Source organism: Rosenbergiella sp. YN46, from assembly GCF_036620675.1.
Classification (GTDB): Bacteria; Pseudomonadota; Gammaproteobacteria; order Enterobacterales; family Enterobacteriaceae; genus Jejubacter.
Map to the genome: position 1 here is coordinate 26,058 of NZ_JAZHEE010000002.1, position 19,452 is coordinate 45,509.

A 19,452-nucleotide genomic window follows, 5' to 3' on the forward strand; every position below is an offset into this window, starting at 1 on the left:
CCTGTGAGTCTCAGAGAAAAAACCATCAGCGGCGCCAAATGGTCCGCCATCTCCACGGTGATTATTATCGGCCTGGGGCTGGTACAGATGACGGTTCTGGCGCGGATTATCGACAACCATCAGTTTGGTCTGTTGACGGTATCGCTGGTGATCATTGCCCTGGCGGATACCCTTTCCGACTTTGGGATCGCCAACTCGATTATCCAGCGTAAGGAGATTGGCAATCTCGAACTGACCACGCTCTACTGGCTCAACGTTGGGCTGGGGATTGTGGTGTGCATCAGCGTCTTTCTGTTGAGCGACTTTATCGCCGCCATGCTGCATAACCCGGATCTGGCGGCGCTGATTAAAACGCTCTCTTTCGCCTTTGTGCTGATCCCCCACGGTCAGCAGTTCCGGGCACTGATGCAAAAAGAGCTGGAGTTCAACAAGATAGGCGCTATCGAAACGCTGTCGGTGCTGTGCGGTTTCTGCTTCACGGTTATCAGCGCGCATTTCTGGCCGCTGGCGCTGACCGCCATCCTGGGGTATCTGGTGAACACCGCGGTGCGCACTACGCTGTTTGGCTGGTTTGGCCGTAAGATCTATCGCCCGGGCTTGCGCTTCGCGATTTCGTCGGTCTCATCCAATCTGCGCTTCGGCGCCTGGCTGACCGCCGACAGCATCATCAACTACATCAACACCAATCTGTCGACCCTGGTGCTGGCGCGTATTCTTGGCGCTGCGGTAGCCGGTGGCTATCAGCTGGCCTGGAACGTGGCGGTAGTGCCGCCGATGAAGCTGAACCCGATTATTACCCGGGTGCTGTTTCCGGCCTTCGCCAAGATTCAGGACGATCTCGATAAGCTGCGGGTTAACTTCTTTAAGCTGCTGTCGCTGGTTGGCATTATCAACTTCCCGGCGCTGCTGGGGCTGATGGTGGTGTCGAATAACTTCGTGCCGCTGGTGTTTGGCGACAAGTGGCACTTCATTATTCCGATTCTGCAACTGCTGTGCGTGGTGGGGCTGCTGCGCGCTATCGGCAACCCTATCGGGTCGCTACTGATGGCTAAGGCGCGGGTGGATATCAGCTTTAAGTTCAACGTGTTCAAAATTTTTCTGTTTATTCCGGCAATTATCCTCGGCGGCTGGCTGGGCGGCGCGCTCGGCGTCACCCTGGGCTTTCTGACGGTGCAGGTGATCAACACCATCCTGAGCTACTTCGTGATGATTAAGCCGGTGCTCGGCTCCAGCTATCGCGACTACATCCTCAGCATCTGGCTGCCGTTCCGGCTGTCGATTCCGACCCTGGTCGTCAGCTACGGGCTGGGGCTGGCGTTGAAAGGGCAGATGGCGCTGGGGCCGCTGCTGGCGCTACAGATTATTGCCGGCGCGCTGGCCTTTGCCGCTGCGCTGATTCTGTCGCGCCACCCGCTGGTGGTGGATCTTAAGCGGCATCTGCCCTTTTTCCCCTCACTCCGCCCCTCTCCCCAGGGGGGAGAGGGAGAAAAGCCTTGAGGGGACGATTGTTGTTACAAGTTTACGCCGACCAACTCCCTCTCCCTTTGGGAGAGGGTTGGGGTGAGGGCATCAGTTGAAGAACCTGTTTAGAGGTCATATGAAAATTTTGATTCTGGGCAACCACACCTGCGGCAACCGCGGCGATGGAGCCATTTTGCGCGGCCTGATTGACGCGATGAATCAGCTTGCTCCCGAAGCGGAGATTGAGGTGATGAGCCGTTTTCCAACCAGTTCGACCTGGCTGCTGGGGCGGAAAGTGCTGGGCGACCCGCTGTTTGAACAGCGCCGCCGTCTGAATAACGCCGCAGGCCTGATGGGCCGGGTGAAAAAAGTGCTGCGTCGCCGCTATCAGCACCAGGTGCTGCTGGCGAAGGTGACCGAAAGCGGGCGGCTGCGCAATATCTCGCTGCCGGAAGGCTTTACCAATTTCACAGCGCAGCTCACACAGTATGACGCCATTATTCAGGTGGGCGGTTCGTTCTTTGTTGATCTTTATGGCGCGCCGCAGTTTGAGCACGCGCTGTGCAGCTTTATGGCCCACAAGCCGGTGTTTATGGTGGGTCACAGCGTTGGGCCATTCCAGGATCCGCAATTTAACCAACTGGCGAACTATGTATTCGGCCGCTGCGAAGCCCTGATTCTGCGCGAGCGGGTCAGTCTGGAGATGATGCAGAAAAGCCAGATCGACACCAGCAAAGTGGAGCAGGGGGTGGATACTGCCTGGCTGGTGGCCCATCACGACGACGATTTTGTCGCCAGTTATGCGGTACAGCACTGGCTGGATAAAGCCCGGAGCGACAAGACCGTCGCTATTACCCTGCGTGAACTGTCGCCCTTCGATAAACGGCTGGGCACCACTCAGCAGGCCTATGAGCAGGCGTTCGCCGGTGTGGTGAATCGAATCATCGACCAGGGTTACCAGGTGCTGGCGCTTTCCACCTGTACCGGTATCGACAGCTACAACAAGGATGACCGGATGGTGGCCCTGAAGCTGGCCCAGCTTATCGAGAAGCCCGATCGCTTCCACGTGGTGATGGATGAACTCAATGACCTGGAAATGGGTAAAATTCTGGGCGCCTGCGACCTGACCGTGGGCACCCGTCTGCACTCCGCCATTATTTCGATGAACTTTAATACGCCAGCTATCGCGCTTAACTATGAGCACAAGTCGGCCGGGATTATGCAGCAGTTGGGGATGCCGGAGATGGCGGTGGATATCCGTCATCTGCTGGATGGCTCCCTGCAGGGCATGGTGGCCGATACTCTGGGTCAGTTGCCCGCGATAAATGAAAAACTGACCCGTGCCGTGGAGCGCGAGCGTGAAGAGGGCATCAGGATGGTGGCCTCGGTGCTGGCGCGTATCCAGGAGGCGAAATGAAGGTCAGTTTCTTCCTGCTGAGATTCCCGGTGGCATCGGAAACCTTCGTGCTTAACCAGATAGCCGCGTTCATCGATATGGGCTACGAGGTGGAGATTGTCGCCATTCATAAGGGGGATATGACCAACACCCACGCGGTGTTCGACCACTACCGGCTGGGGGAAAAGACCACCTGGCTTTTGGATGAACCCAACGGCAAGCTGGCGAAACTGAAGAGCCGGGCGCTGAATACCCTGCGCGGCGCCGGGCGCCTGAGTACCTGGCGGGCGCTGAACTTCGCCCGCTATGGTGATGAAGCGCGCAATATGATCCTCTCTGCCATTTGCGGGCGTCAGTCGTCGACTCTGGCGGCCGATGTCTTTATCGCCCACTTCGGGCCGGCGGGCGTAACCGCTGCTAAGCTGCGGGAGCTGGGGCTGCTGCGCGGCAAAATCGCCACCGTGTTCCACGGCGTGGATGTGTCGCACCGCGAGATACTCAATCATTACACCCCGGAATATCAACAGCTGTTTAATCGCGGCGATCTGATGCTGCCGATAAGCGACTTATGGGCCAGTCGCCTGCAGCAGATGGGCTGCCCGGCCCAGAAGATTGCGGTCTCCAGGATGGGGGTGAATATGGAGAAATTCAGCCTGCGCCCCCTGAAAACGCCGGGGCAACCGCTGAAGATGATCTCGGTTGCGCGCCTGACCGAGAAAAAAGGGCTGCATGTGGCGATTGAGGCCTGCCGCCTGTTACGCGAGCGCGGCGTTGATTTTCGCTACCATATTCTGGGCATCGGCCCCTGGGAACGACGGCTGCGCACCATGATCGAACAGTTCCAGCTGGAGGATGTCGTGATGATGCCGGGCTTTAAGCCCAATCACGAAGTGAAAGCGATGCTCGACGAGGCCGATCTGTTCCTGCTGCCATCGGTGACCGGTGCCGATGGCGATATGGAAGGCATTCCGGTGGCGCTGATGGAAGCCATGGCGGTGGGGATTCCGGTGGTTTCCACGCAGCACAGCGGGATTCCCGAGCTGATTGAGGCTAATCGTTCCGGCTGGCTGGTGCCGGAATATGACGCCAGCGCGCTGGCTGACCGGCTGGCGCAGTTTGCCGATGTGGAACCGCAGGAGCTGGGCGCTATGCTCAGGCGCGCCCGGGAGAAGGTTGAAAACGAATTTAACCAGCAGCGTATCTACCGCCAGCTGGCAGATTTGCTACAGACGCTGTAAACCGATGAGGATTTATGCACCGTAAAGCTGACCAGAATAATCCCCGCTTTTCCATCACCCGCCGTAAACTGCTGCTGACCGGCTCGGCGCTGGCGGCGGCGCCGCTGTTTAACTCCCCGCTGGCGCGAGCCGTGGGGCGTAATGCCCAGGTGAATGTTAACGACTACTACCAGGGCGACTGGCCAGCCGCCTTTAAACAGGCCTTCCGGGAAGGGGAGGTGGTGGTGGTGCCGGCAAACGTTAAATGCGAAAACGTCAATGGCCACATTTTTATGCCGGCAGGTAAGACCCTGAAGGTCGTCGGTGCTATGAAGGGCAATGGTCGCGGACGCTTTGTGCTACGGGACGGCTGTAAGATAGTTGGCGAAGGCAAGGGACGGATGCACAATCTTTGCCTGGACGTGCGCGGCTCGAACTGTGAAATCCGCAATCTGGATATGAGCGGCCACGGGCCGGTTGCGCAAATCTACATTGGCGGCAAGCATAAGCAGGCACCGGTGATAGAAAATCTGGTCATCGATAAGCTTCACGTCCATAACGCCAACTATGCCATCCTGCGCCAGGGGGCCCGCAACCAGCTGAACGGCGTGCGCATTACCCACTGCCTGTTCCAGCGGCTGCAGGGAGATGCCATAGAGTGGAACGTGGCGCCCCACGACAGCAATATCCGTATCTCCGACCATGTGATCGAAGATATTAACTGTACCAACGGCAATATTCACTGGGGGATTGGCATCGGGCTTGCGGGAAAAACCTACGACAACCGCTACCCGGAAGAGACCAGCGTGAAGAACTTTGTCGTAGCTAATATCCGCGGCCGCAACTGCCGCCAGTTGGTGCATGTGGAATGCGGCAAGCACTTCACCATTCGTAATATTAAGGCTGAAAACATCACTCCGGCCTTCAGCCGCAAGGCGGGCCTCGACAACGCGACCGTGGCGCTCTACGCCTGCGATAACTTTTCCATAGAGAATGTGGATATGGTCGACAGCGCGGGAATCCTGATTGGCTACGGCACCAAACGCGGTAAATACGTCGCCATCCCGCAGAACTTCCGTATCAACGATATCACTATGGATAACAGCAAACGCGACCTGCCGTGGAAGCTGCGCGGGATGGATATCTCCTGCGGTAACCCGGTCTCTTTCGTCTCGCTGACCAATATCAACCTGAAGCACGCCGGGCTTCGGGTGCACAACAGGCCCCAGCATCTGTTTATGCGCAATATCAGCATCGTCCAGCCTAAAAAAGACGGGCCGGCGCTGGAGCTCAACTTCGATCTGCGCAAAGACGTGCGTGGTCAGTTTATGGCCAAAAAAGATACGCTACTGTCGATGGCCAATATCGACGCGGTAAACGAAGACGGGCAGAGTTCGGTAGACATTGACCATATCGATCACCAAAGCGTTAGCGCCAATAAACTAAATTTTGCGCTGCCGCGGGTGGAGAAGAAGTAATCTAAGTAATAAATCTACGAAAAATCTCATTTTTGTCAGGGGGATATACGGATTTTTACTATTTCTTATACCGGATATGCAGCGATAGAATTGATCCCTATACCACGATGACGAAAACACACTGGCATCAGTGCGTGAAAAGATTATAATTCATCAACTATTTAAAGGTGGGACTGAAAATGGTTAATTTGAAAGCGGTTATTCCGGTAGCCGGACTGGGAATGCATATGCTGCCCGCGACCAAGGCGATTCCAAAAGAGATGCTGCCTATCGTCGATAAGCCGATGATTCAGTACATTGTCGATGAAATAGTCGCTGCCGGTATCAAAGAGATCGTTCTGGTTACCCACTCTTCCAAGAACGCGGTAGAAAACCACTTCGATACCTCCTACGAACTGGAGTCGCTGCTGGAGCAGCGCGTGAAGCGCCAGCTGCTGGCCGAGGTGCAGAACATCTGCCCGCCAGGTGTTACCATTATGAACGTGCGCCAGGCGGAACCACTGGGACTGGGGCATTCTATTCTGTGTGCCCGCCCGGCGGTTGGCGATAACCCCTTTGTTGTGGTGTTACCGGATATCGTACTGGACGACGCCAGCGCCGACCCGCTGCGCTACAATCTGGCGGCCATGGTTGCCAGATTCCAGGAGTATGGCCGCAGTCAGGTACTGGCGAAACGCATGCCGGGCGATCTGGCGGAATATTCCGTTATCACCACCGAACAGCCGCTGGAAAACGAAGCGGATATCAGCCGCATCGTCGACTTTATCGAGAAACCCGACGAGCCCCAGACCCTGAATTCCGATCTGATGGCGGTAGGGCGCTATGTGCTTTCCGCCGATATCTGGGCTGAACTGGAGCGCACCGAACCAGGTGCCTGGGGCCGTATTCAGTTGACCGACGCCATTGCCGCGCTAAACAAGAAGCAGCCGGTTGAAGCGATGCTGATGACGGGCGACAGCTACGACTGCGGTAAGAAAATGGGCTATATGCAGGCGTTTGTGCAGTATGGACTGCGCAACAATAAAGAAGGCCGGAAGTTCCGTGAAGGCATTGAGAAGTTACTGGCCGAATAACCGTCACCCCACGCGGTGGCTGTGATGGCCCAACTACGGCAGTCTCAGGCGCTGGTTTACCACCGGCCCGGACTGCCGTTTTTATTTTGTAGAATAAGGAAATTTTCTGATTAAAACATCCTGGATCTGAGCGTAAACCGCTGACAGGATGTGTTGATCAGAGAGTTTAGGATAAGGGCGTCTGACGGTATGTCCGTACAGACTCACTTACAGGAAAAACAGAGGGCATCGCTGCCGGTTGTGCAGGATACCTTGTAGACATATGCCGTCAGTGCACTGGTAGCTGTAGAGCCAGGGGCGGTAGCTTGTTTTGCTATTAATATGTCTCATATAAATTATATCCAGTAGTGAAAATTATCTGACAGATAATTACGACACTGTCTCATTTATTACATTCTTTAATACGTTGTGAGTTAAGAGAGAATAACTGTGAAGATTCTTGTCACTGGTGGTGCGGGATTTATTGGATCTGCCGTAGTCCGGCATATTATTAAAAATACCCAGGATGAAGTGGTAAACGTAGATAAACTGACCTATGCCGGTAACCTGGAATCCCTCTCGGACGTGGCTGATAGCGAACGTTACAGCTTTGAACAGGCAGATATTTGCGATAAAGCTGCTATGGCGCGTATTTTTGCACAGCACCAGCCGGATGCCGTGATGCACCTGGCGGCAGAAAGCCATGTGGATCGTTCCATTTCTGGCCCTGCTGACTTTATTGAAACCAATATAGTGGGAACCTATACCCTGCTGGAGGCGGCTCGCGCTTACTGGTCATCATTGGATGAGGCGCGTAAATCTGCTTTCCGTTTCCATCATATCTCTACCGATGAGGTTTATGGCGATCTTCTTCACCCGGATGAGTGGCAGGGGAAGGGAGAACTACCGCTATTTACTGAAACGACCGCCTATGCGCCCAGTAGCCCTTATTCGGCATCGAAGGCATCGAGCGATCATCTGGTGCGGGCGTGGTTGCGTACTTACGGCCTGCCGACCATTGTGACTAACTGTTCGAATAACTATGGTCCATATCACTTCCCGGAGAAACTGATTCCGCTGGTGATCCTCAATGCGCTGGACGGTAAACCGTTACCGATCTATGGCAAGGGGGATCAGATTCGCGACTGGCTATATGTAGAAGACCATGCTCGTGCACTCTATACCGTGGTCACTAAAGGGCAAATCGGCGAGACCTACAATATTGGTGGTCATAACGAGAAGAAAAACATTGAGGTGGTTCAGACTATCTGTGAACTGCTTGATGAGATAGTGCCTAAAGAGACTTCCTATCGCGAACAAATTACCTATGTGGCTGACAGACCAGGGCATGATCGTCGTTATGCGATTGACGCCGACAAAATCGGCCAGGAGCTAGGGTGGAAGCCGCAGGAGACCTTTGAGAGCGGGATTCGTAAGACGGTGCAGTGGTATTTGTCTAATTTAAGGTGGTGTCAACGTGTTCTGGATGGAAGCTATCAACGTGAACGTTTGGGGTTAATATAATGAAGGGGATTATTTTAGCAGGTGGTTCAGGGACACGCTTATATCCGATTACTATGGGAGTATCAAAGCAATTACTTCCCGTATATGATAAGCCAATGATTTATTACCCGTTATCAGTTCTTATGCTTGCCGGAATAAAAGATATTCTTATTATTACAACATCGGAAGAACAAAGTGGTTTTATTCGCCTGCTAGGGGATGGCAGCAATTTTGGTATAAATATATCATATGCAATACAACCAAGTCCGGATGGTTTGGCTCAGGCATTTATTATAGGCGAAAGTTTTATTGGGTCGGATACTGTTAGTCTGGTTTTAGGTGATAACATATTTTTTGGACAAGGGTTCACTCCAAAATTAAAAGCTGCTGCATCTAAAAAACTTGGAGCTACGATTTTTGGCTATCAGGTAGTAGATCCTGAGCGTTTTGGCGTTGTAGAGTTTGATAGTGGATTTAAAGCTATCAGTATAGAAGAGAAACCAGAAAAACCTAAATCAAACTGGGCTGTAACGGGATTATACTTTTATGATGATAATATTGTCGAGATAGCAAAAAGTGTTAAGCCTTCTAAACGAGGTGAGTTGGAAATTACTAGTATTAACGAGGCTTATCTACAAAGTGGAACATTACATGTAGAATTGTTAGGCCGTGGGTTTGCTTGGCTAGATACAGGAACTCATGATAGCCTTATTGAAGCAGGAAGTTTCGTTGAAACTGTGCAAAAACGTCAAGGGATGATGGTTGCTTGCCCTGAGGAAATTGCATGGAGGCATGGATGGTTGACTGATTATGATTTGATCAGGCGGGGAGAGTTAATTGAAAAAAATAATTATGGGAAATATCTTATTAATCTGGTGAAGCATCATGAAAATTAATATAGTTCCTTTGCAGAAACATGGTGATGAGCGTGGCATGTTAGTTGCTCTGGAGGAACAGAAAAATGTGCCATTCGATATCAAACGAGTCTACTATATGTTTGGCACTCAGAAGAATGTTCGTCGTGGCTATCATGCACATAAAGAATTAATACAACTTGCAATTCCTATTCATGGGTCATGCCGCTTCCATCTTGATGATGGCGTAGATAAGGTAGATTTGTTGCTTGATGATCCTTCCCAAGGAATGATTATAGAGCCTCTTGTATGGCACGAAATGTATGATTACTCTGATGATTGCTTACTGCTGATACTTGCAAGTAACTTCTATAAAGAAGAGGACTATATCAGAAATTATGATGAGTTTTTAGAGATTATTAAAAATGAAAATTCATAAGCTGAGTGATGTGCAATCTAGGAATATTGGGGCGAATACAACAATATGGCAATATTCAGTTATTCTTCCAGAAGCGGTCATTGGAGATGATTGTAATGTATGTGCTCATACTTTTATTGAAAATGACGTGGTTATTGGTAACCGTGTGACAATAAAATCAGGTGTTTATATTTGGGATGGGGTAAGGATTGGGGATGATGTTTTCATCGGTCCCTGCGTTGCATTTACTAATGATAAACATCCTCGCTCCAAGAAATACCCGGAGACATTCCTAAAAACAACTATAGAGGATGGTGCTTCGATTGGTGCTAATGCAACTATTTTACCCGGTGTTGTTATTGGGGCCTATTCACTAGTTGGAGCAGGTTCTGTTGTGACAAAGAATGTTGATCCTTATACTGTTGTTGTAGGGAATCCGGCAAAAGTCATAAAAAGGTTTAAATAATATGATTGATTTTTTAAATTTGCGAGAAATTAACAAAAGGCATAGGGAAGATATAATTAAAGCATGTACTCGAGTTATTGACTCGGGATGGTACATTATGGGGAAAGAGTTACAGGATTTTGAAAGTGAATTTTCAAACTATTGTGGTGTTGATTATTGTATAGGGGTGGGGAATGGACTTGATGCTTTATCACTGGTTTTTAGAGCATGGAAAGAATTAGGGAAATTAAAGGATGGTGATGAAGTTATTGTGCAAGCAAACACCTACATAGCATCTGTTTTAGCTATAACCGAGAATAATCTAACTCCGGTGCTTGTTGAGCCAGATGAAAAAACATACAATCTTACTGTGGAAAATATAACACGGAATATTACAAGTAGAACAAAAGTAATTCTTCCTGTCCACTTATATGGACTTGCCTCTCCGATGCTTGATATAAGTAAATTGGCGCAGGAGAATGGATTTCTGGTGCTTGAAGATTGTGCACAGTCTCATGGTGCGTATGTTGATGGAGCAAGAGTCGGTTCGTGGGGGGATGCTGCCGGTTTTAGTTTTTACCCTGGAAAAAACTTGGGGGCGTTGGGGGATGCTGGTGCAGTAACAACTAAAGATAATAAGTTAGCGGAGACGCTATTTGCTTTAAGAAACTATGGTTCTCATGAAAAATATAAAAATAGTTACCGTGGAATTAACAGTCGGTTAGATGAAATGCAGGCTGCAATTCTTCGGGCCAAAATTCCATATTTAGATGAGGAGACAGAAGCGCGCAGGAATATAGCTAAGCGTTATTGTGATAAAATAAAAAATCCTTTGGTGAAGTTGCCATATGTAAAGGGAGGTTTATCTCATGTCTGGCATTTGTTTGTAATTAGAGTATTGGAAAGAAAACGATTCCAGGATTATTTAACTGCCAATAATATCCAAACCTTAATTCATTACCCTATACCTATACATAAACAAGATGCTTACAGCTTTTTGGGTGATTTAAATTTACCCGTCACTGAAAAAATCCATAATGAAGTACTGTCGTTGCCGATGGACCCAACTTTATCTGAATCTGATGTTAATCATATTATTGATACTATAAATGGTTTTCAGTAAATGAAAAGGCTTCTGACAGTAACAACATTTACTGGAATGCTCACATTGCTGAAAATGGGGGCTGGCTTTATTATAGCCAAAGTTGTCGCTATTTATGTTGGTCCAGGGGGGATGGCTACATTAGGACAATTACAGAATATTAGTAGTATTTTGAATGGGTTAACTAATGCACCAGCTGGAGCTGGAGTTGTCAGATATACGGCACAATATCGTGGTGATGGATACTCATCTTGTCGGCCATGGTGGAGTGCCAGTTTGAGATGGATACTCATAATAACTTCAATAGTTTCTCCTTTTGCAGCTTTCTTCTCATTCTTTATCTCGAGATTATTATTTAACACTGATGATTATTATTGGTTTATAATAATTATAGCTTTTGGTTTGCCAATATCCGCACTTGGTACATTTTTGAACTCTGTTATTAACGGGTTGCAACAATATAAGCTATATATTTTTGTCGGAATGATCTCTGTCATAGTATCAAGTGCCCTTATGATATTATTGATTATCCATTTCTCTCTTAAAGGTGCGTTGATTGCTGCTTCTCTGCAAAGTACATTAATTGGAATCGTCATTGTTCTTATTGCATCAAGACAACCATGGTTTAAATTTTCTAATTTATTTGGAGGGAATAACCATACGCACAATAAGGCTATAAAAGGCTATATAATTATGGCCATTGCGAGTTCAATGTGTTTGCCTCTTTCATTAATTGTTGTTAGGAAAATTATAATAGCACATGTCGGATTAGATGCTGCTGGGCAGTGGCAGGCTGTCTGGAAGATATCAGAAACTTATCTGACAGTCATTACTGTAGCATTGGGTACATATTTTTTACCTAAATTATCGACAATAAAAGGATACCCTTTAATAACGAGGGAGATTAATAAAGCTGCATTTTTTTTAATACCTGTAGTTATTTCTATGGGGGGGGGGATTTATTTCTTTAGAGATTTGATTATTCAGTTGCTTTTTACTCAGGCATTTCTTCCCGCGAGAGATTTATTCTTTATTCAATTGTGTGGTGATTCCTTAAAAATATTGTCATGGCTATATGCATATCCTATGCTATCTACAGGAGCTACAAGGTGGTATGTTGGTGCAGAGATATTATCTGTAATAATGTTTGTCTTCTTTAGCTTTATCTTTATAAAGCTGTTAGGGTTACAAGGAGTTGTCGTAGCATATTTAATAAATTATGCAATTTATTTTATTTATGCACGGTTTGTATTAAAAAGGATAATTTGATGAGTGATATTCTTGTATCGGTTGTTGTTATTTCCTATAATTCAGGGAAAACAATAAAAAAGACATTAGATAGTATTCTTGAACAGTCTTATGGTAGTAATAATATTGAGCTGATTATTAGTGATGATTTTTCTGACGATGATACAATAGATAATATAACTGCATGGATCAGCAGTTATGGTGAACATTTCTTTAATGTTATATTTAATGTCAATGACAGAAACTTGGGTATACCTAAAAATGTTAATGTTGCTTGGCAGAAAGCTACTACAGAATGGATAAAAACAATAGCGGGTGACGATTTTCTCCATGCGGACTGTATAAAATATTATATCAATGAGGTTAAAAAAAATAAAGGTGAGGCTTATTTCTCATATATGCAGTCATTTATTGAAATAAACAATGAGATTGTGCTGGGGAACCTATTCCCAGATAAGAACCAAGTGCAAGCTATAAAGAATGGACTCAAGTGTCAAAAAAAATACTTAATGCGACATTGCTTTAGTGTCGCACCATCATCATTCATAAAAAAAACATTACTAGAAAAAATCGGTTATGCCGATGAGGATTTCCATATTGTCGAGGATTATCCTCTATGGATAAATATAGTGAATAATGATATTCCTTTGAAATTTATGGATCAAATTACTGTTTTTTATAGGATAGGTGAATCTGCCAGCAGGAGTAATAGTCGCATAATAAATCTGGATTATTGCTCTGATTTAATGCTGTTGGAGAAAAAATATATAATCCCATTGTTACATAAAAATAGAATTACTCGGTTGAGGAAAATGATATGGAGTCGAAATTACAAGAGGGTTATTCTCTTATTTAATAATAAGAAAACAATAATATCTAAAGTTGTTTTAGCAATATTTAATTCTCTCTTCAAGCCTGGGTATCTGAGTCGTGCATTACGTTTACGGTGTGAATAATATATGTCTACAACACCATTAGTATCTATTGTTATGCCTGCTTATAATAGTAGTAAAACAATCGGTGAGTCCATTGATTCAGTTTTAAAGCAATCCTATACTAAATGGGAGTTAATTATTGTCGATGACTATTCTATGGATGAGACAAAGGAAACTATAAATTCTTATGATGACAAACGTATTAGATTATATTCAAATTCATATGAAAAAGGTGCCGCTGGAGCAAGGAGAACGGCCATTGATAGAGCTAAAGGACGATATTTAGCTTTTTTGGATAGTGATGATCTATGGAGTGGAGATAAACTGGAAAAGCATGTGAGTTTTATGCAGGGTAATAATTCTGCTTTTACATATAGTGATTATTTTTGCTTTAAATATAATTCATCTAATATCATAAAAAAAATTATCTCTCCTAATGTGATATCGTATTCAAGACTACTTAAAAGTTGTGATATTGGTTGTTTGACTGTGGTTATAGATCGTTTGAAATTTGTAGATTTATTCTATGATAATGTTCCTAAAGAAGACTATGCTTTTTGGCTAAAACTTATTAAGCAATGTGGTTTTGCATATAAAGTGCCATGCGCTTATTCTTATTATAGGCTTTCAGAAACATCGCTATCATCTAACAAATTTAAAGAAATTATAAAACAATGGTATGTGTTGCGTAGGGTAGAAAAACAGAAAATATTTTCGTCTATTTTTTATCTTATGACTTACTGTAAAAATGGTTTTTTTAAACATTATGGGAAATAGCGTTCAATTAAAATTATAGGTCGCTGAATTGATGCAAAAATTAATCTTGTTAATATTGATGTTTATGTATTTATTTGCATTCAATATGCCAATTGCCAGTAGTTCTGTTTATTCTTCCTTTATAGCATCTATCTTTTGCTTTTTTAATATAAAAAAGTTGACTGAATCATATAAATTTGAATTATTTAAAGAGTTTATCTATAAGCAATTTAAATATATAATCTTTCCCTTGTTTTTTTTGTTTGTCATTTGTTCTTTTATCGGGGTCGTTCATGGGACAAATGATTTCTCTTACACTACCCAAATTTTTAAGTCCTTGATTTATAGTGTTTTATTTGTTCCTGTTGCTGGTTTTTTTATCACTGGGTATGGTGAAGGAAATAGATTTAAGAACTTTTTATATCAACCATATCTAATTCAATCTACAATTATAATTTTATGTCTTTTGTTCCCGTCTTTGTATAATATAGTTAAGTCTTTTCAGTATGACTCGATTGTTGAAGTTGCAGAAAGATATAATGGCATAAGGGGACTTGCTTTATCGGGGCCTCAGTTTTTTGGTTTGGCTTGTTCTTATATTTTTGTAATGTTTATGCTTGCTCATGATTTTGTATCTAATAGAATTGGGATAAAATACACATTAGTTTGTTTTTTGTTTTTTTTCATATCATCACTATCTATTGGCAGAACTGCATTGATCGGCTGTGTTATTTTTATTCTTTATATTTCATTGTATAATATATTGACGAGGTTTTCCTTTAATAAGAAAACAGGAGTATTCTTTATAGCATTAACTTTATCCGCTTTGTTTTTATTTCCTTATATGATGTACAATCAAGCGGTTTATGATATTGTATTCAACAAAGTAACTCCATTTGCTTTTGAATTTATAGATAAATATATCAGCACTGGGAAATTTTCGACTACTTCTACAGATGTTCTAGGCCACATGTACTTCCCATTATCAGAGTCTACTTTATTACATGGTGATGGTTATTATACAAATATAAATAATGACGCCTATTACATGAATACGGATGCTGGTTTTATGAGACCAACTCTTTATGGTGGTATATTCTTTATGTTGCTTATTTCCGGGGGGTGGTGTTTACTGCTTTTTAGGATTTTTGGTCCTACCTACGGGAAATTATTTTCATTCTTATGTGTTGTTTTTACATTAATGCTTCAGATAAAAGGAGAAGTAATGGTCGTTCAGACGGCTGTGATTCTAATACTATCTCCAATGATACTCTTCAACGTTCTTTTTACTTCTAAAAAGAGTAGTCTTTAATTATGTTGAAAAAGATATTGTATTATTTTAGTAATTACGAGTTCTATTCTCCTTTTTATGCAAAAAAAATTTTCTCAATCCTTTCAAAAAAAAAGAAAATAATATTTCTTTTGGATGTTAATAGCGAGCGTCAAGAAATAAGTTTTTTTTGTTATCATGATATTGTTAATGCTTGCGAAAAAAAAATAACTTCTACCGGGGTATTTTGCTGGATAAAATATGAAAATTTAGCAAAATTAGTTGGTGATATTTTTCCAGAAGAAACTATTATTCTTTGGCAAAAAGGCCCTTTTTTGTTTAGAGTAAAGAAAAAGACATCAGTTATTGAATTATATGACAGAATGTACCCAAAAGGGATTATAAAAGATCTGTGGGTTTTATGTGATAGAAATTATTCCGGAGATGATAATGCCGAGGTATTATTTTCATATATTTGTAACAACGTCAATTCACCATCAAAATTAAAAAAGGTTTTGTTCTTTAAGTCTGGCATCATTACTGATGCTTACTCAACTAAACAGAGGGAAATATCACTATCAATTTTCAAAAAACTCCTTAAGCATTGTGATTTGTATATTAGCTCTCAAATTGATTTCGATAATTTATTCTTTTTGTCTACCGGTAGTAAATTTATTTTTTTGCAACATGGTGTCTTACATAATGATTTATCAAGCTGGTTTAATAAGAAGAGAATTTCCTTGTTAATAGTATCTTCGAAGATGGAGTATGATATGATTTTATCGCCTTGTTCTAAATATAGATATACAGGGCGTGAAATTGCTGTTACTGGAATGCCTCGGTATGATAACTTGTTTTTAGGTAGGAGTGTTGACAAGGACTTGATATTGATTGCACCAACTTGGCGAAATTACAGTGCAGGAACCAGGGATATGGATAATTATATTTTCTCCTGGAGAGCCATTTTGAATTCACCAGTATTATCAGCCATTGTAGACGATAGAAAAATGGAAGTGGTTTTCGCTGCTCACCCGATGCTACAAAAGTATCTCAATGAGAATATGGATTTTCCGAGTTTTGTGAGAGTTAAAACAGATAATGAAACTTATGGTGGACTAATAAAAAAGACAGAGTTACTTATTACAGATTATTCTTCTATTGCCTTTGACGTTGGTTTCTCTCATGGGGTGACTATTTATTATCAATTTGATCGAGATTCCTTCTTTAGTTCAGGAGTAATTAAGAACAACGAAGATAAGAAAGCTTTTAACTACATAAGGGATGGGTTTGGTCCTGTAGTGGATTCTCTGCCAGAATTTGAAAAGACACTTCCTGAAGTGTTCTTGTCAGGTTATAAACGGAAATATATAGAGAGAGCTAGAGAGTTTTTTGAATATAACGATGCAAATAATTCGTCAAGAACGCTACAGGCAATAAATTCTATCAGAAATTCTCTTGATGGATCGACTTGCGATTAAAGTATTAGTACTGTCTTGCTATATAATTAATGTCTAATGTGTTAATTTACTGAGTGTGTTATGTAACAACCACACCTGACAGGAGTATGTAATGTCCAAACAGCAAATCGGCGTTGTCGGTATGGCAGTGATGGGGCGCAACCTGGCGCTCAACATCGAAAGCCGTGGCTATACCGTTTCCGTTTTCAACCGCTCCCGTGAAAAGACCGACGAAGTGATTGCCGAAAATCCCGGCAAGAAGCTGGTGCCGCATTACTCGGTGCAGGAGTTTGTTGAATCTTTAGAGAAGCCGCGTCGTATCCTGTTGATGGTGAAGGCCGGTGAGGGCACAGACAAGACTATCGAGTCGCTGAAGCCGTATCTGGAAAAAGGGGATATCCTGATCGACGGTGGCAACACCTTCTTCCAGGACACTATTCGTCGCAACCGTGAACTCTCTGCCGAAGGCTTCAACTTTATCGGCACCGGGGTGTCCGGCGGTGAAGAGGGGGCGCTGAAAGGGCCTTCTATTATGCCTGGTGGTCAGAAAGAGGCTTATGAGCTGGTCGCGCCCATCCTGAAGCAGATTGCCGCAGTCGCTGAAGACGGCGAGCCCTGCGTAACCTATATCGGTCCTGACGGCGCCGGCCACTATGTGAAGATGGTGCATAACGGTATCGAATACGGCGATATGCAGCTGATTGCCGAAGCCTACGCGCTGCTGAAGCACGGTCTGAACCTGTCCAATGAAGAGCTGGCGACTACCTTCTCTGAATGGAACAAGGGCGAACTGAGCAGTTACCTGATCGATATCACCAAGGATATCTTCACCAAAAAAGACGAGGCCGGCAATTATCTGGTCGATGTGATTCTGGATGAAGCCGCTAACAAAGGCACCGGTAAATGGACCAGCCAGAGCTCGCTGGATCTCGGCGAACCGCTCTCTTTAATCACCGAATCCGTCTTCGCCCGCTATATCTCTTCCCTGAAAGAGCAGCGCGTGGCGGCCTCTAAGGTGCTGACCGGCCCGCAGGCTCAGCCTTTCGCCGGCGATAAAGCCGAATTTATTGAAAAAGTGCGCCGCGCCCTGTATCTGGGAAAAATTGTCTCCTACGCTCAGGGCTTCTCGCAGCTGCGTGCCGCGTCTGATGAGTACAACTGGAGCCTGAACTACGGCGAAATCGCGAAAATCTTCCGCGCTGGCTGTATTATTCGCGCCCAGTTCCTGCAGAAGATTACTGACGCCTATGCGCAGAATCCGGCTATAGCTAACCTGCTGCTGGCGCCGTACTTTAAGCAGATTGCCGATGAGTATCAGCAGGCACTGCGCGACGTCGTGTCTTATGCGGTGCAAAACGGTATCCCGACCCCGACCTTCTCGGCGGCTGTCTCCTACTACGATAGCTATCGCGCCGCCGTGCTGCCGGCCAATCTGATCCAGGCCCAGCGCGACTATTTCGGTGCCCATACTTATAAGCGTACTGATAAAGAGGGCGTGTTCCATACCGAGTGGCTGTAGGATTAAGTTAATTCTTAACTAATCAATCGCCTGAAAAACCAGCTGATTTATCAGCTGGTTTTTTATTAATAAAAGTGCCGTTTGTCGGAACAGCTATCTCCATCAATTATTGGAGTAATGGCTTAAGATAGACTGCTGGCATATGAGGTCAAAACTTGCCGGGCGCTGCTTATTTCACCACTCGGCGCGGGATAAATCGCATTTTCCACCTTTTCTTAGTAAAGTGGCCCCGGTGGTTTTCGGGAAGTATGCGATACTTTGCGCTTATCTCTTGTGGGCAGCCTCTTTGATGGTTTTTTGGGTTAATTTTTAAAGGTTACTATGAACCAGAATTCTCACGCGGCAGAGGGTACAAGCCGCTCGCCGGAAACGGTCGACTTGCTGGATCTGATGATGCAGCTATGGCGCGGTAAAAAAACCATTATCGCTTTTGTGATTATCTTTATTCTGCTGGCCGTGGCCTATCTGTTTGTGGCCAAAGAGAAGTGGACATCCTCGGCTATTGTCACGCTGCCGGATTCCGGGCAGATTGCCAACTACAGTAATTCAATGGGCATCCTTTACGGGCAAAATCGTAGTGCAGCGCCGACGGTAAAAGATATCCAGGAGCGCTTCTTTACCCGTTTTAATGCCCTGATATCGGCCCTTTCCGAAGAGCTGGACAATCAGGAAGATAAAGAAGAGTTAAAGATTGAACCTGCCGTAAAAGATCAGCCTGTTCCACTTAAAATCAGCTACGTCGGCTCCAGCGCCGAAGAGGCCCACAAAACGCTGACGGCCTATATCGATAAGATTAATCAGCGGGTTATCGATGAGCTGAATGCCGACCTGGTGACCAATATCAACGCCACCATGAAGGATCTTAAGAGTTCGCTGGATGCCCAGGAGGCCTCGGCAAAGGCCCAGCGCGAACAGCGGCTGGAGATTCTGCGCCAGGCGCTAAAGGTGGCCGAGCAGAGCAATATCAAGGATACCATGGTGAAGCAGGCGGAGACTCTCTCTGAAGATACTCTGTTTGTGCTGGGTACCGATGCGCTGTCGGCGACCCTGAAGAATGAATCTACCCGACCGCTGCCGCTGCGCGATCAATACTATAATACCCTGCAGTCCTATCTGGCGGTGAAGGCACTGGCTCAGAAAACGGACGTCAGCAGCTCATTCCACTATGTGATGAAGCCCAACCTGCCGGTTCATCGCGACAGCCCGAAGCGAGCGCTGGTTCTGGTGCTGGCGGTACTGCTGGGCGGGATGATTGGTTCCGGCGTGGTGCTGCTGCGAAACGCGCTGCGTAACTATCAGCCTGCGGCATAACTGTCGCAACCTGTAAAAAAAGGCCCGCCG

At 45.3% G+C, this 19,452-nt stretch carries 17 protein-coding genes; all 17 read left to right on the forward strand.

The features are described from left to right. Nucleotides 1–3 precede the first annotated feature (3 nt). The gene (locus V3W49_RS01715; RefSeq protein WP_500143294.1) at nucleotides 4–1,497 is read left to right on the forward strand and encodes an MOP flippase family protein; all 1,494 of its coding nucleotides are present in this window, start codon (nucleotides 4–6) and stop codon (nucleotides 1,495–1,497) included. 100 nt (nucleotides 1,498–1,597) lie between these two features. Further along, nucleotides 1,598–2,878 (forward strand): colanic acid biosynthesis pyruvyl transferase WcaK, encoded by a 1,281-nt coding sequence (gene wcaK / locus V3W49_RS01720; RefSeq protein ID WP_500143295.1) that lies wholly within the window; start codon nucleotides 1,598–1,600, stop codon nucleotides 2,876–2,878. Continuing rightward, the gene (wcaL, locus tag V3W49_RS01725; RefSeq protein ID WP_500143297.1) at nucleotides 2,875–4,095 is read left to right on the forward strand and encodes a colanic acid biosynthesis glycosyltransferase WcaL; all 1,221 of its coding nucleotides are present in this window, start codon (nucleotides 2,875–2,877) and stop codon (nucleotides 4,093–4,095) included. Before wcaK ends, wcaL begins: the two co-directional genes overlap by 4 nt. Nucleotides 4,096–4,109: 14 nt before the next feature. Next, nucleotides 4,110–5,552 carry a colanic acid biosynthesis protein WcaM gene (gene wcaM, locus V3W49_RS01730; RefSeq protein WP_500143298.1) on the forward strand — a complete coding sequence of 481 codons (1,443 nt, stop codon included), beginning with the start codon at nucleotides 4,110–4,112 and terminating at the stop codon, nucleotides 5,550–5,552. A 179-nt stretch (nucleotides 5,553–5,731) separates the two neighbouring features. Continuing rightward, nucleotides 5,732–6,625 carry a UTP--glucose-1-phosphate uridylyltransferase GalF gene (galF, locus tag V3W49_RS01735; protein WP_500143299.1) on the forward strand — a complete coding sequence of 298 codons (894 nt, stop codon included), beginning with the start codon at nucleotides 5,732–5,734 and terminating at the stop codon, nucleotides 6,623–6,625. Between the two features lie 429 nt (nucleotides 6,626–7,054). Next, nucleotides 7,055–8,128 carry a dTDP-glucose 4,6-dehydratase gene (gene rfbB, locus V3W49_RS01740; RefSeq protein WP_500143300.1) on the forward strand — a complete coding sequence of 358 codons (1,074 nt, stop codon included), beginning with the start codon at nucleotides 7,055–7,057 and terminating at the stop codon, nucleotides 8,126–8,128. Further along, nucleotides 8,128–9,003, forward strand: coding sequence for a glucose-1-phosphate thymidylyltransferase RfbA (rfbA, locus tag V3W49_RS01745; RefSeq protein WP_500143302.1), 876 nt, complete (start codon nucleotides 8,128–8,130; stop codon nucleotides 9,001–9,003). Before rfbB ends, rfbA begins: the two co-directional genes overlap by 1 nt. Next, entirely contained in the window at nucleotides 8,993–9,400 is a 408-nt protein-coding gene (locus tag V3W49_RS01750; RefSeq protein ID WP_500143304.1) for a sugar 3,4-ketoisomerase, read from the forward strand. Before rfbA ends, V3W49_RS01750 begins: the two co-directional genes overlap by 11 nt. Then, the gene (locus V3W49_RS01755) at nucleotides 9,387–9,845 is read left to right on the forward strand and encodes an acyltransferase (RefSeq protein WP_500143306.1); all 459 of its coding nucleotides are present in this window, start codon (nucleotides 9,387–9,389) and stop codon (nucleotides 9,843–9,845) included. The genes V3W49_RS01750 and V3W49_RS01755 overlap by 14 nt, the downstream gene beginning before the upstream one ends. Before the next feature lies 1 nt (nucleotide 9,846). Further along, nucleotides 9,847–10,947, forward strand: coding sequence for a DegT/DnrJ/EryC1/StrS family aminotransferase (locus tag V3W49_RS01760; protein ID WP_500143308.1), 1,101 nt, complete (start codon nucleotides 9,847–9,849; stop codon nucleotides 10,945–10,947). After that, nucleotides 10,948–12,195, forward strand: a complete 1,248-nt coding sequence (locus V3W49_RS01765) for an O-antigen translocase (protein ID WP_500143309.1) — start codon at nucleotides 10,948–10,950, stop codon at nucleotides 12,193–12,195. After that, nucleotides 12,195–13,130 (forward strand): glycosyltransferase, encoded by a 936-nt coding sequence (locus V3W49_RS01770; protein WP_500143311.1) that lies wholly within the window; start codon nucleotides 12,195–12,197, stop codon nucleotides 13,128–13,130. Before V3W49_RS01765 ends, V3W49_RS01770 begins: the two co-directional genes overlap by 1 nt. Before the next feature lie 3 nt (nucleotides 13,131–13,133). Further along, a complete protein-coding gene (locus tag V3W49_RS01775) occupies nucleotides 13,134–13,886 on the forward strand; it encodes a glycosyltransferase family 2 protein (RefSeq protein ID WP_500143312.1) in 753 nt (250 codons plus the stop codon). Between the two features lie 31 nt (nucleotides 13,887–13,917). Next, nucleotides 13,918–15,177, forward strand: coding sequence for a hypothetical protein (locus tag V3W49_RS01780; protein ID WP_500143313.1), 1,260 nt, complete (start codon nucleotides 13,918–13,920; stop codon nucleotides 15,175–15,177). 2 nt (nucleotides 15,178–15,179) lie between these two features. Next, nucleotides 15,180–16,613 (forward strand): CDP-glycerol glycerophosphotransferase family protein, encoded by a 1,434-nt coding sequence (locus V3W49_RS01785; RefSeq protein WP_500143315.1) that lies wholly within the window; start codon nucleotides 15,180–15,182, stop codon nucleotides 16,611–16,613. Between the two features lie 91 nt (nucleotides 16,614–16,704). Further along, nucleotides 16,705–18,111: an NADP-dependent phosphogluconate dehydrogenase gene (gnd, locus tag V3W49_RS01790; RefSeq protein WP_500143317.1), complete on the forward strand. Its 1,407-nt coding sequence runs from the start codon at nucleotides 16,705–16,707 to the stop codon at nucleotides 18,109–18,111. 321 nt (nucleotides 18,112–18,432) lie between these two features. Then, on the forward strand, nucleotides 18,433–19,422 hold the full coding sequence (gene wzzB, locus V3W49_RS01795; RefSeq protein WP_500143318.1) for an LPS O-antigen chain length determinant protein WzzB: 990 nt from the start codon (nucleotides 18,433–18,435) through the stop codon (nucleotides 19,420–19,422). The last annotated feature ends 30 nt before the right edge of the window (nucleotides 19,423–19,452 follow it).